The 11,442-nt window shown below is 72.1% G+C and carries 14 protein-coding genes; 8 read left to right on the top strand and 6 right to left on the bottom strand.

Features of this window, described 5'->3' with window-relative positions:
• The first annotated feature begins 12 nt into the window (after positions 1–12).
• Positions 13–1,245, top strand: a complete 1,233-nt coding sequence (locus tag AB0B48_RS14855; protein ID WP_357201031.1) for a benzoate/H(+) symporter BenE family transporter — start codon at positions 13–15, stop codon at positions 1,243–1,245.
• 67 nt (positions 1,246–1,312) lie between these two features.
• Here AB0B48_RS14855 and AB0B48_RS14860 read toward each other — a convergent pair whose 3' ends face one another.
• The 4 genes from AB0B48_RS14860 to AB0B48_RS14875 form a co-directional block, all read right to left on the bottom strand.
• Positions 1,313–1,684, bottom strand: coding sequence for a hypothetical protein (locus AB0B48_RS14860; RefSeq protein ID WP_091395802.1), 372 nt, complete (start codon positions 1,682–1,684; stop codon positions 1,313–1,315).
• 537 nt (positions 1,685–2,221) lie between these two features.
• On the bottom strand, positions 2,222–2,473 hold the full coding sequence (locus tag AB0B48_RS14865) for a hypothetical protein (protein WP_030332357.1): 252 nt from the start codon (positions 2,471–2,473) through the stop codon (positions 2,222–2,224).
• An 81-nt stretch (positions 2,474–2,554) separates the two neighbouring features.
• Complete coding sequence (gene mscL, locus AB0B48_RS14870; protein ID WP_355004779.1) at positions 2,555–3,028, bottom strand: large conductance mechanosensitive channel protein MscL; 474 nt, start codon at positions 3,026–3,028, stop codon at positions 2,555–2,557.
• A 39-nt stretch (positions 3,029–3,067) separates the two neighbouring features.
• Entirely contained in the window at positions 3,068–3,724 is a 657-nt protein-coding gene (locus tag AB0B48_RS14875) for a FadR/GntR family transcriptional regulator (RefSeq protein WP_357201034.1), read from the bottom strand.
• 110 nt (positions 3,725–3,834) lie between these two features.
• Here AB0B48_RS14875 and AB0B48_RS14880 point away from each other — a divergent pair, with 110 nt between their 5' ends.
• A complete protein-coding gene (locus AB0B48_RS14880; RefSeq protein ID WP_357201037.1) occupies positions 3,835–5,115 on the top strand; it encodes an MFS transporter in 1,281 nt (426 codons plus the stop codon).
• Positions 5,116–5,133: 18 nt separating this feature from the next.
• On the opposite strand, the gene AB0B48_RS14885 is transcribed toward AB0B48_RS14880, so the two are convergent.
• Positions 5,134–5,490: an STAS domain-containing protein gene (locus AB0B48_RS14885; RefSeq protein WP_030332365.1), complete on the bottom strand. Its 357-nt coding sequence runs from the start codon at positions 5,488–5,490 to the stop codon at positions 5,134–5,136.
• A gap of 163 nt (positions 5,491–5,653) precedes the next feature.
• On the opposite strand from AB0B48_RS14885, the gene AB0B48_RS14890 reads away from it, so the two are divergent.
• Genes AB0B48_RS14890 through AB0B48_RS14915 form a run of 6 tightly spaced genes read left to right on the top strand, consistent with a single transcriptional unit; the run spans position 5,654 to position 11,254 of the window.
• Positions 5,654–6,514 (top strand): STAS domain-containing protein, encoded by an 861-nt coding sequence (locus tag AB0B48_RS14890; protein ID WP_357201041.1) that lies wholly within the window; start codon positions 5,654–5,656, stop codon positions 6,512–6,514.
• A complete protein-coding gene (locus AB0B48_RS14895) occupies positions 6,514–6,924 on the top strand; it encodes an STAS domain-containing protein (RefSeq protein ID WP_355004782.1) in 411 nt (136 codons plus the stop codon). The genes AB0B48_RS14890 and AB0B48_RS14895 overlap by 1 nt, the downstream gene beginning before the upstream one ends.
• Positions 6,921–7,340 carry an anti-sigma regulatory factor gene (locus tag AB0B48_RS14900; RefSeq protein WP_357201045.1) on the top strand — a complete coding sequence of 140 codons (420 nt, stop codon included), beginning with the start codon at positions 6,921–6,923 and terminating at the stop codon, positions 7,338–7,340. The genes AB0B48_RS14895 and AB0B48_RS14900 overlap by 4 nt, the downstream gene beginning before the upstream one ends.
• Complete coding sequence (locus AB0B48_RS14905) at positions 7,337–8,353, top strand: SpoIIE family protein phosphatase (RefSeq protein WP_357201058.1); 1,017 nt, start codon at positions 7,337–7,339, stop codon at positions 8,351–8,353. Before AB0B48_RS14900 ends, AB0B48_RS14905 begins: the two co-directional genes overlap by 4 nt.
• A complete protein-coding gene (locus AB0B48_RS14910; protein WP_357201048.1) occupies positions 8,350–9,711 on the top strand; it encodes a sensor histidine kinase in 1,362 nt (453 codons plus the stop codon). The genes AB0B48_RS14905 and AB0B48_RS14910 overlap by 4 nt, the downstream gene beginning before the upstream one ends.
• 13 nt (positions 9,712–9,724) lie before the next feature.
• Positions 9,725–11,254 carry a SpoIIE family protein phosphatase gene (locus AB0B48_RS14915; RefSeq protein WP_357201051.1) on the top strand — a complete coding sequence of 510 codons (1,530 nt, stop codon included), beginning with the start codon at positions 9,725–9,727 and terminating at the stop codon, positions 11,252–11,254.
• A 37-nt stretch (positions 11,255–11,291) separates the two neighbouring features.
• On the opposite strand, the gene AB0B48_RS14920 is transcribed toward AB0B48_RS14915, so the two are convergent.
• Positions 11,292–11,408 carry an AraC family transcriptional regulator gene (locus tag AB0B48_RS14920; protein ID WP_357201061.1) on the bottom strand — a complete coding sequence of 39 codons (117 nt, stop codon included), beginning with the start codon at positions 11,406–11,408 and terminating at the stop codon, positions 11,292–11,294.
• Between the last annotated feature and the right edge of the window lie 34 nt (positions 11,409–11,442).

An 11,442-nucleotide genomic window follows, 5' to 3' on the forward strand; every position in this document is an offset into this window, starting at 1 on the left:
GGGAGGAGTGTGGTGGCCGGACGCGTGCAACCGGTGCTGGCAGGGGCGGTGACCGCGCTGGTGGGCTTCGCCAGCTCGTTCACCGTCGTGCTGGCCGGGCTCCGAGCGGCGGGCGCGTCGGACGCACAGGCCGCCTCCGGCCTGCTCGCTCTCTGCGTGGCATGTGGGTTCGCCGCCGCCTGGCTGGGCTGGCGGTACCGGATACCGATGAGCGTGGCCTGGTCCACTCCAGGCGCGGCGCTGCTGGTGGCGACCGGACCACCGCCGGGAGGATGGCCGGTAGCGGTGGGTGCCTTCCTCGTCTCCGGTGTGCTGATCGTCGCGGCCGGGTTGTTCCCGCCGCTCGGCCGTGCGGTAGCCGCCATCCCCAAGCCGGTGGCCGGCGCCATGCTCGCCGGGGTGCTGTTGCCGCTGTGCACCGCCCCGGTCCGCGCGTTGGTCGAGCTGCCGGTGGTGGCCGGATCGGTGGTGGTCGGCTGGCTGCTGCTGCACCGGTTCGCCCGACGCTGGGCGGTGCCCGGTGCGCTGATGGTGGCCGTGGCGGCGATCGCACTGACCGCACCGCCGACCGGCCTCACCGCTGCCGCGCTGATCCCGTCGGTCACGCTGACCGCGCCAGCCTGGAACGCGTCCGCGCTCGTCGGGGTGGCCCTGCCGCTGTTCCTGGTCACCATGGCCGCGCAGAACGTGCCCGGCATGGCGGTGCTGGTCGGCTACGGCTACCGGCCGCCGTTCGGCGCCGCACTGCGGACCACCGGCCTGGCCAGTCTGCTCGCCGCCCCGGCCGGTGGGCACGCGGTGAACCTCGCGGCGATCACCGCCGCGCTGGCCGCCGGCCCCGACGCGCACCCCGACCCGGAGCGGCGATGGATCGCCTCGGTCACCGCAGGTGTCGGGCTGGCCGTGCTCGGACTGGGCGCCGGCGTGGCCACCACGCTGGTGGCGGTCGCCCCACCGATCCTCATCGAGGCGGTCGCCGGGCTGGCGCTGCTGGGTGCCCTCGCCACCGCGCTCGCCGCGGCGGTGACCGACCCGGCGACCCGGGAGGCCGCCGTGGTCACCTTCGTGGTGACCGCGTCCGGGGTGACGCTGATCGGCGTGGGCGGCGCGTTCTGGGGCCTGGTCGCGGGCTGCCTGATGCTGCTTCTCTTCCACCGCCGCCAACCCGCGCCGGCCGCGCCCGCTCACGCCGCGCCGGGCGAGCCTGCTCCCGCCGCGTCGGGCAGATCCACTCGGGTTTCATGAAGTCGGGCCGTCCCGAGGCTCCGGACACCCCGATTTCCGTGAACCTGAGTCGATCAGGGCGGTTGGGTCACTCCTCGGGCGGCAGGTCGGCCACCCCGACGGCCAGGAGGACCCGGCCGTCAGCCACCGACCCGATCCGGTCGGCCGGTACGTAGACCGCGCCCGTGCGGGTCAGGTCGGTCGAGACCTTCAGATAGCCGCTGTGCAGCAGTCGCGCCGCCAGATCGGCTGGGACGTCCGGCTCCTCGACCGCGGTCGCCTCGATCAGCTCGTCCAGGCTGCTGCCCGGGTCAGCGGTCGGTGTCTGGACGGTCACCGCGTTCGGGTCACCCCGCTGGACGAGGTCCACGGTGCCGACCTCGGTGCCAGCTGAGTCGATCACCGGCATCCCGGTGGTGATCCGCGAGATGGTCGCCTGCTGCTCGTCCTGCTGGTCCATCCCGCTGCGGTTCCCAGAGCAGCGCGCCGCTAAACGCCGCCGCCCACCCACCCCGTCCGTCCGCTGCCGGCCCGCCTGCCCGTCCCTCCCACCCGCCGCGCAGCGGCAGCGGTGGCCTCGGTGTGGTCGCACCTCGTTCCAGAGCAGTGGCTCGGAGGTGACCGGTCCGGAGGCGATGGGCTCGGAGGTGGCAGGTCCGGAGGCGATGGGCTCGGAGGCGGGGGGTCGGGGAGGCGGTGGGCTCGGAGGCTGTGGGCCGGGGGCGATGGGCTCGGAGGCGATGGGCTCGGGAGCGTGATGACTGTGAGTCATATTGATGCCTCACAGTCATCACCGCCAAAAGCAATGCCGCCTCCACGGCCCGCGCAAAAGGTGGCGGCGGCGGGCCGCCACACCAGTGGCACGCAGCAGACGGCACCCAGCACGCAGCAGACGTCAAGCAGCGGCACGCAGCAGGCGGCCTCCAGCACCCAGCAGAGACGGCACGCAGCAGACGGCACCCAGCACCCTCGCGCCCGTGCACGGTGTTCCGCGCACTCAGGTGTTCGGGAGGGTCCAGCCGCCGGGCGGGCGGGGGGACAGCTCCCGCCAGGTGTCCGGGCCGTCGAGCAGCGCCCGGACGGTGTCCTCGGCCTCGTCCGCACTGCCGTACTCGTAGAAACGGGAGATGCCCTCGGCGCCGCCGGCCCGCTGCTCGACGTGCCAGCGGTCGGCGTCCACCCGCAGGAAGACGTCCCGCCGGGCCAGCCGCCCCCACTTCCCGTTCCACCAGTGCTTTCGCTGCTCCATGGCGGGACTCTATCGAACACACGTACGAGAAGATGCGGCCCCTGCGGGAATCCCGCAGGGGCCGATGTGCATCCGTTCGGGTCAGCGCTGCGTCGGCGGCTCCGGGCGGCGGCCCAGCACGTCGTCCAGCGCCCCACGCTGCTGGCCGGGGGTGGTGTGGCCGGCGGAGACCAGGGCGTCCCGGATCTCGGTGAGCAGCTTGACCTCCTCGCTCGGCGCCGAGGGCGGCGGCTCCTCGCCCCGCTTGCGCCGCTCGGCCAGCCGGTTCATCGGGTAGACGACCAGGAAGTAGAGCGCCAGCGCGGTCAGCAGGAAGGTGATCACCGCGTTGACGAAGGCGATCCAGTCGAACGGGATGCCACGGAAGCTGGGTGCCGTGCCGGCCAAACCCTTGTCGCTGCCGGTGATGAGCAGCACGAAGACCCGGATCAGCGGGTCGAGGAACGACTTGGTCAGCTGGGTGACCACGCCCGTGAACGCGGCGCCGATGACGACACCGACCGCCAGGTCGACGACGTTGCCGCGCATGATGAAGTCTTTGAAGCCCTTGAGCATTCGTACTCCCGAGGTGTCCGCTTTTCTGTCGGGCACAACCTATGCCCGTTCGGCGGGTTCCAGAAAAGCGCCGGCTTCGAGCGCCGCCCGGCCGGGATCGCCAGCCCGGATCGCCTCGACCAGCCGGGTGTGGTCGACGTAGCGCTCGGGCGTGAGTTCATCGCCCATGGCCTGGGCGACTGTGCTGCGCAGGGCGGTGCCTACCGAGGCGTACAGCTCGGCGAGCATGGCGTTGTGCGCGGCGGCGACCACCGCCGTGTGCAGTGCCGCGTCGGCCTCGACGAACGCGTCGACCCGGCCGCCGTGCCAGGCGGCCTCGCGCTGGGCGAGCGCGCCGTCGAGCGCCGCCAGGTCCTCCGGGGTACGCCGCAACGCGGCGAGCCGGGCGGCCTCCACCTCGAACGCGCGGCGCACCTCGATGACCTCGGTCATCCGGTCGTCGCCGAGTCGGCGGGCGACCACCGGGGCCAGTTCGTCGGTGGACACCACGTAGGTACCGGAGCCCTGCCGGCACTCCAGCACCCCGGCGTGCACCAGGGCGCGGACCGCCTCACGGACGGTGTTGCGCCCGACGCCCAGCGCGGCGACCAGTTGTGGCTCGGTGGGGATGCGCCCTCCGACGGGCCATTCGCCGCCGAGGATGCGGGCGCGGAGCTGCTCGGTGGTCTGCCGGACCCGGTGGCCGCGTGGTGGCACGGCGGGCTGGCCGCGGGGCGGTGCCGGCGGTGCGGAGGGGAATTCAACCGACGGTGGCACTGGTTACATCACCGGTCCCAAATTCATCCCATGATTGTAGGTTAAGGGTCATGACCCCGCCACCAACCGCCGCTCCGGCGCTGCCCGCCCCCGTCGCCATCGACAGTCGTCCGACGCGGGACCCCGGCCCCGGCGGGCGGACGCACCCGGCGACCGGTGGCGCGCTGGTGCTGGTCGGGATGCTGCTGGTCGCGCTCAACCTGCGCGCCGTGGTGACGAGCCTCGGCGCACTGCTCGACGAGGTCCGCGACGGGCTGGGCCTCTCCGGCGTCACCGCCGGCCTCGTCACCACCCTGCCGACCATCGCGTTCGCCGGGCTCGGCGCGCTCACCCCGTGGCTGGTCCGCCGGGTGGCGCCGGCCCGGGTGCTGATGGTCGCCATGCTCGCCCTCGCCGTCGGCCAGGTGCTCCGGGTCGCCACCGACTCGGCCCTGATCTTCGTGCTCACCAGCGCGCTGGCGCTGTCCGGCATCGCGGTCGCCAACATCCTGCTGCCGATGCTGGTCAAGCAGCACTTCCCGCACCGCACCGGCCTGGTCACCGGCGCGTACACGATGGCGTTGACAGTGGGTACGACGGTGGCCGCCGCCTCCGCGGTGCCGATCGCGCACGCCTTCGGGTCGTGGCGGGCCGGGCTCGGCGTGTGGGCCGCGATGGCCGCGGTGGCCGTACTCCCGTGGGTGCCGCTGGCGCTGCGGGCCCGCGCCGCGGCGCGGCGGGTGACCCCGACGGCGGTCGTCGCCACGCCCACGCGGGTCCGGCCGGCGCGGACCCGGCTCGGTTGGGCGATGGCCGTCTACTTCGGGGCGCAGTCGCTCAGCGGGTACGCGATCATGGGCTGGCTGGCCCAACTGTTCCGTGACGCCGGCTACCAGCCGGAGTCGGCCGGGCTGCTGCTCGCCGGGGTGACCGCGCTCGGCGTGCCGATCGCGCTGCTGATGCCCACCCTGGCCGGTCGGCTCGGCAGCCTGCGGCCGCTGGTGCTCGGACTGACCACCGCGTCGGCACTGGCCTACCTGGGCTTGGCGCTCGCACCGCACGGCGCCGCGCTGCTCTGGGTCGCCCTCCTGGCGATCGGGCAGGGCGCGTTCCCGATGATCCTGACCGCCATCGGCCTACGCGCCCGCACCGCCGAGGGCACCGTGGCGCTCTCCGCGTTCGCGCAGAGCACGGGGTACGTGATCGCCGCCCTGGGCCCGCTGATGGTCGGCATCCTCTACGAGGCCACCGGCGGCTGGACCGCGCCGATCGGGTTCCTGCTGGGTGCCCTCGCCGTGCAGACGACGGCGGGCATGGCGATCGCTCGTCCCCGTTACGTCGAGGACGAGTGACGCACGCCGACGGTCAGGTCAGGAGGAAGCCGGCGTCGGTTCGCCGGCGACTGCCTCATCCACCGTCGGGTAGGTGTGCAGCACCTCGACCAGCCCGCTCACCTCAAGGATGCGCAGCACGCCGCGCTGCGGGGCGGCCAGCCGGACCACGCCGCCGGCCTCGTCGCAGCTGTTCTTGGCGCGGACGAAGACCGACAGGCCGGTCGAGTCGCAGAACGAGACGTCCGCCAGGTCGAACACCAGCCGGTTGCGGCCCTTGTCGAGCAGGTCGGTGATCTGGTCCTGCAGCTGCGGTGCGGTGGCCATGTCCAGCTCGCCCGCGACCGCCACGACGACCACGTCGCCGCGTTGTTCCGTGTGCACCGTCAACGACATTCGCCAGACCTCCTGTTATCGGGGGAACGGTATCCCACGACCATCCCCGGAGGTAGAACGGGAGCCGTCCTCCGGTGGCCATCGTCATTCCGTTGCTACGGGGCAAGTAGTTGATCAGACCCCGGTGATAGAGTCCGCCCGGTCCAGGTCAAGGGGGTTCGAAATGGCGTTGAGCACCGAAGAAAGTGGTCGGCTCGCCGCGCTGCTCAGCGGGCAGGACGAACGGGTCACGACTCGGTGGACCGAGATCGTCACCAGTTCGTTGCGGGGCCGGCTGAGCCAGGCAGAGCTGCGCCGGCAGGTCCAGGATCTGCACGGCGCCATCGTCGCCACGAGCGAGCAGGGCACCATCGACCTGTCCGCCGAAAGCGCCGCCGAACTGCGCGCCGCGCTCTCCGAGCTGTCTCGTGGCCGGGCCCGGCAGGGCTTCTCCGCCACCGAGACCACGATCAGCGTCTTCGCGCTGAAGGACGTGCTGGCCGAACTGTTGCAGGAGGCCGGGGGCCCGAACGCGCTGTCGGACTACGTCGCCTTCTCCAGGCTCGTCGACGAGATGGGCCTGTTCACGTTCGAGAGCTTCGTCCGCACCCGGGAGAGCCTGATCGCCGACCAGGCCGAGCAGTTGCTCGAGCTCTCCACACCGGTGGTCAAGCTCTGGGAGGGCGTCGTCGCCGTGCCGCTGGTCGGCACCCTGGACTCGGCCCGGGCCCAGGTGGTCATGGAGCGCCTGCTGCAGACCCTCGTCGACACCGGCTCGCCGTACGCGATCATCGACATCACCGGCGTACCGGCGGTGGACACCCAGGTCGCCCAGCACATCCTGAAGACCGTGGTGGCCGCCCGACTGATGGGCGCCGACTGCATCATCTCGGGCATCCGCCCGCAGATCGCGCAGACCATCGTGGCGCTCGGCATCGAGTTCGGTGACATCGCCACCAAGGCGAGCCTCGCCGACGCGCTGCGCCACGTGCTGCGGCTCAACGGGGTGGAGACCGCCCGTCGCCAGCCGCGCCGGGGCTTCTGATGGAACGCGTACCGATCCTCAAGATCGGCGACATCCTGCTCGTCTCCATCCAGCTCGACATGTCCGACCAGACGGCGGTCCAGCTCCAGGAGGATCTGGCCGAGCGGATCGTGGACACCGGCTGCCACGGCGTCATCATCGACATCACCGCGCTGGACATCGTCGACTCCTTCGTGGGGCGAATGCTCTCCGCCATCGCGTCGATCTCCAAGGTGCTCGACGCCGAGACGGTGGTGGTCGGGATGCGTCCGGCCGTCGCCATCACCCTTGTCGAACTCGGGCTGTCGCTGAACGGCATCCGTACCGCGCTGAACGTCGAGCGCGGCATGGAACTGATCGCGGCTGCCCACGCCGACGAGCTCGACCACCAGCTCGACGACGATCCGGACGCCGAGACGGCCACGCCATGACCGCGGGCGTCGACCTGGGCCAGCCACAGGCGCAGTCGGTCCGCAGCGATGAGGACGTGGTGCGCGTCCGGCAGTTGGTCCGCGCCGTGGCGGTGGCCAGCAAGCTGTCCCTCGTCGACCAGACCAAGGTGGTCACCGCGGCGAGCGAGTTGGCCCGCAACACCCTGGTGTACGGCGGCGGCGGTTCGGTCGAGGTGACGATCGTGGACAACGGTCGACGCAAGGGCGTGCAGATCGTGTTCGCCGACTCCGGGCCGGGTATCGCCGACCTCGATCTGGCGATGACCGACGGCTACACCAGCGGCGGCGGCCTCGGCCTCGGGCTCAGTGGGTCGCGACGCCTGGTCGACGAGTTCCAGATCGAGACGTCAGCGGAGACCGGTACGCGGATCACCGTCACCAAGTGGTCCAGGTGAACGCCGACGCGGTCACCGACAGTGGCATCTGGTTCCGAGTGGAGTCCAGCAGCGCCGCGAGTGCCGTCCGGCGTGCCGCCGAACGGCTCGGCGCGCAGGTGGAGATGAGCGGGGCGCGCATCGCCGACCTGGCCATCGTTGCCGCCGAGCTGACCAGCAACCTGGTCAAGCACGCCGACGACGGTGTCCTGCTGCTCCGACCGGTACGCCGGGACGGGCTGGCCGGCGTGGAGCTGGTGGCGATCGACTCCGGGCCCGGCATGGCCGACCTGACCGTCTCGTCCCAGGACGGGCACTCCACCACCGGCACACTCGGTATCGGTCTGGGTGCCATCGTCCGGCAGGCCAGCTGGTTCGACGGATACTCGCTGCCCGGCCGGGGCACAGTCCTCGCCGTGCAGGTCTGGCCTGCCGAGGCACGGCCGTCCCCGTCCTGGGCGGGCGCTCTCACCCGACCGCTGACCGGCGAGACGGTGAGCGGCGACGGGTACGCCGTCCGGGTCGCCGACGGGCGGCACCAGGTGCTGGTCAGCGACGGATTGGGGCACGGCCCGCTGGCCGGGGCCGCCACCGATGCGGCGCTCGCCGCGTTCCGCAACGCCCCGGCCGGCCCACCGGCGACGGTGGTCGGTCACCTGCACCGCGGCATGTCGCACACCCGTGGTGCCGCACTCGCGGTCGCCGAGTTGGCACCCGAGGCCGGGGTGCTGCACTACGCGGGCCTGGGCAACATCTCCGGGGTGGTCGTCGATGCTGACGACAAGCGTCGCGGGCTGGTCTCGCTGCCCGGCATCGCCGGGCACCAGCGGCCGACGATCCGGGAGTACGCGTACCCGTTCGGTCCGGGCGCCAGGCTGGTGATGCACAGCGACGGGGTGGCCGACCGGTGGCGGTTGGCCGACTACCCGGGCCTGACGGAGAAGTCACCACTGGTGATGGCGGCGACGCTGCTGCGTGACGTGGGTGTGCGGCGCGACGACGCCTGCGTACTTGTCGCAAGGTCCTTGGTATGACCGACGAACCTTCGGCCCAGCCGCTGCTGCAGATGGCACTGCGGGTCGAACAGGACATCTTCGTGATCCGCCAGCGGGGGCGCGAGGTGGCCGCGGTGGTCGGCCTCGAACACCAGGACCAGGTGCGGATCGCCACAGCGCTCAGCGAGGTCGCCCGGGACCTGCTGCGGACGGCCGGGGGAGCGGACGTCTCCTTCCACGTCGACGCGGGCGCCGACGGCCGATTCCACCTGCGCGCCGACCTGGCCCCGGTGTCCCCGCTGCCGGACGACCGCTACCAACCGCAGTCCGGCGCGGTGTCCCGACTGGTCGACACACTGAGCGTGTCGACCGTCGAGGGGGTTACGGTCGTACGGATGTCCCGACGAGTCCCGGCCAACGCGCCGATGCCGACCCCGGAGCGGCTCGCCGAGTTCCGTACCGAACTCGGCCGCACCGCGCCGAGCAGTGCGCTGGACGAGTTGACGGTGCAGAACGGCCAACTCATCTCCGCACTGGACGAGGTGCGCAGTCAGCGCGACGAGTTGGCCGTGCTGAACGAGGAGCTGGCCGAAACCAACCGCGGCGTGCTGGCGCTCTACAACCAGCTCACCGAGGAGTTGGAGGAGACCAACCGGGGCGTCGTCGCCCTCTACGCCGAGCTGGACGAGAAGTCGGCCCAGCTCCGCGCGGCGAGTGAGTCGAAGAGCCGGTTCCTGGCCAACGTGAGCCACGAACTGCGCGCGCCGGTCACCGCGATCATCGGCCTGGGGCGGCTGCTCACCGACTCCGCTTCCGACCCGCTCACCGACGAGCAGGGCCGCCAGGTCGATCTGATCCGCTCATCGGCGGCGGACCTGCTCAACCTGGTCAACGAACTCCTCGACCTGGCCAAGGCGGAGTCCGGTCGGATCGAGCCGGACGTGACCGAGGTCGACCTGCGGCCGCTCTTCGGTCAACTACGCGGCACCCTGCGCGCGCTGGCCACCCGCCCGGAGGTGGAGCTCGTCGTGGAGGAGCTCACCGGGCCAGCCCTGCTGCGCACCGACGAGGTGCTGCTCGGTCAGGTGCTGCGCAACCTGCTGCACAACGGGTTGAAGTTCACCGAGCGCGGCGAGGTGCGGCTGCGGGCCAGCCAACACGGCGACCGTTGGCAGTTCGAGGTCAGCGACACCGGGCCGGGCATCGCCCCGGAGCTGCACGACCGGATCTTCGAGGAGTTCTACCAGATCCCCGGCGCCACCCGGGTCGGCGGCACCGGCCTCGGTCTGCCGTACGCCCGGCGGTTGGTGACGCTGCTCGGCGGGTCACTGGAGCTGACCAGCGCGCAGGGCGAAGGCAGCACGTTCACCGTCTCCCTACCCACAGGCGGGGCGTGACGGCGTGGACGGCATGCCGACAACCATCCTGGTGGTCGACGACAGTCGTACCAAGCGTTACCTGCTGGTCAGCTGGCTGACCCGGGCCGGGTTCACGGTGCTGGAGGCCGAGAACGGCGCCGAGGCGTTGGCTCGGGTCGAGGTGGACCGGATCGACCTGGTGGTCCTCGACGTCCGGCTGCCCGACCTGAGTGGCTACGAGGTCTGCGAACAGATCAAGATGCGGCACCCGGCGATGCCGGTGATCCACGTGTCGGCGCACGCCGTGGACGTGGCCGACCGCGCCCAGGGGCTGACCCGGGGCGCTGACGCGTACCTGACCGAGCCGATCGAGCCCGAGGAGCTGATCGCCACCACCCGGGCGGTGCTGCGCTACTACCAGGCGCGGCAGCGCGCCGAACTGCTCGCCGAGCGGCTGCTCGGGTTGGCCGACACGACGGTCGCGGTGCACGCCGCGCCGACCTTCGCGCGTCTGCTGGAGGCCGCCGCCGAGGGCGCCGCCCAGATCTTCAGAAGCCCGGCGGCGGTGGTCGCCGAAACCTTCGACGGTGACTGCCTCGCGGGCGTCTGCGCCGGTCCCGGCACGGCGGCCAGCGTGGTGCCGTGGGTCGTCGACGACACCGGGGTACCCACCGGCGCCACGGTGCGGGTGGAGGCCCCGGAGAGCTGGGCGCTTGTCGACTGGCCGGCGGACGACACAGTGACAGTCGCCGCCGCCCGACTGCGCGAGGACCGGGCCCCGCTGTACGTGGTGGTTCCGACCGCCACCCAGACCGCGCAGACCCCGGTGCTCAAGCAACTGGCCCAGGCGGTGGCGGCGGCCGTCGAGGGGCAGCGCTCGTTCGACGAGGAGCACCGGATCGCTGTCACGCTCCAACGCAGCCTGCTCCCGCGAGGGCTGCCCACGGTGGCCGGCCTGGACCTCGCGGTGCGCTACGAGCCGGCCAGCGCGCAGACCGAGGTGGGCGGCGACTTCTACGAGCTGGTGATGCTCGACGGTCACCTGCTGCTCGCGATCGGGGACGTCGCCGGCCACTCGCTGCACGCGGCAACAGTGATGGCCGAGCTGCGGCACGCGGTGCGGGCGTACGCGGTCGAGGGCCACCAGCCCGGCGAGATCCTGCACCGCGTCAACGAGCTGATGCGGACGCTGCTGCCGAACGAGATCGCCACGCTCTGTGTCCTGCTGCTGCACCCACCGACCGGACGGGTCCGGCTGGCCAGCGCCGGGCACCTTCCGCCGCTGCTGATCATGGACGGCAAGGTCGAGTTCGTGCAGCACGGCGCGCCGCTGCTCGGCGTCCGCGCCCCGCGCCCGGCCGACCTGGAGTTCGTGGTGCCGGCCGGAGCCACGCTGGTCTTCTACACCGACGGGCTGATCGAGCGACGGGACGCCACCATCGACGAAGGGCTGGCCGCGCTGGCCGCGAGCGCAGCGACCGTCGACGGTGACCTCGACCACTTCTGCGCCCGGCTGCTGGCGGAGTTGGCCCCACCGGAGATCCAGGACGACGTCGCCGTGGTCGTCCTGCGGCGTCGCTGATCTGCGGCTTTCGCAGCTCTGGCAGCTTCCGGCTCTCTCAGCGCACCGAGCGGGCGTACGCGGCGGGGGACACCCCGGCCACGGCGGTGAAGTCACGGACCAGGTGGGCCTGGTCGCTGTAGCCGAGGTCGGCGGCGAGATCGGCCCAGCTCAACGGGCCACCGGTGGCCTGTTCGACCGCCTCCTGG

The organism is Micromonospora sp. NPDC049089, from assembly GCF_040648775.1.
Classification (GTDB): Bacteria; Actinomycetota; Actinomycetes; order Mycobacteriales; family Micromonosporaceae; genus Micromonospora.

Coding starts and splice junctions, on each gene's coding strand:
- AB0B48_RS14860 (WP_091395802.1), bottom strand. CDS start 1,684: ATGGACCAGCAGGACGAGCAGCAGGCGACCATCTCGCGGATCACCACC.
- AB0B48_RS14865 (WP_030332357.1), bottom strand. CDS start 2,473: ATGGAGCAGCGAAAGCACTGGTGGAACGGGAAGTGGGGGCGGCTGGCC.
- mscL (WP_355004779.1), bottom strand. CDS start 3,028: ATGCTCAAGGGCTTCAAAGACTTCATCATGCGCGGCAACGTCGTCGAC.
- AB0B48_RS14880 (WP_357201037.1), top strand. CDS start 3,835: ATGACCCCGCCACCAACCGCCGCTCCGGCGCTGCCCGCCCCCGTCGCC.
- AB0B48_RS14885 (WP_030332365.1), bottom strand. CDS start 5,490: ATGTCGTTGACGGTGCACACGGAACAACGCGGCGACGTGGTCGTCGTG.
- AB0B48_RS14890 (WP_357201041.1), top strand. CDS start 5,654: ATGGCGTTGAGCACCGAAGAAAGTGGTCGGCTCGCCGCGCTGCTCAGC.
- AB0B48_RS14895 (WP_355004782.1), top strand. CDS start 6,514: ATGGAACGCGTACCGATCCTCAAGATCGGCGACATCCTGCTCGTCTCC.
- AB0B48_RS14900 (WP_357201045.1), top strand. CDS start 6,921: ATGACCGCGGGCGTCGACCTGGGCCAGCCACAGGCGCAGTCGGTCCGC.
- AB0B48_RS14910 (WP_357201048.1), top strand. CDS start 8,350: ATGACCGACGAACCTTCGGCCCAGCCGCTGCTGCAGATGGCACTGCGG.
- AB0B48_RS14915 (WP_357201051.1), top strand. CDS start 9,725: ATGCCGACAACCATCCTGGTGGTCGACGACAGTCGTACCAAGCGTTAC.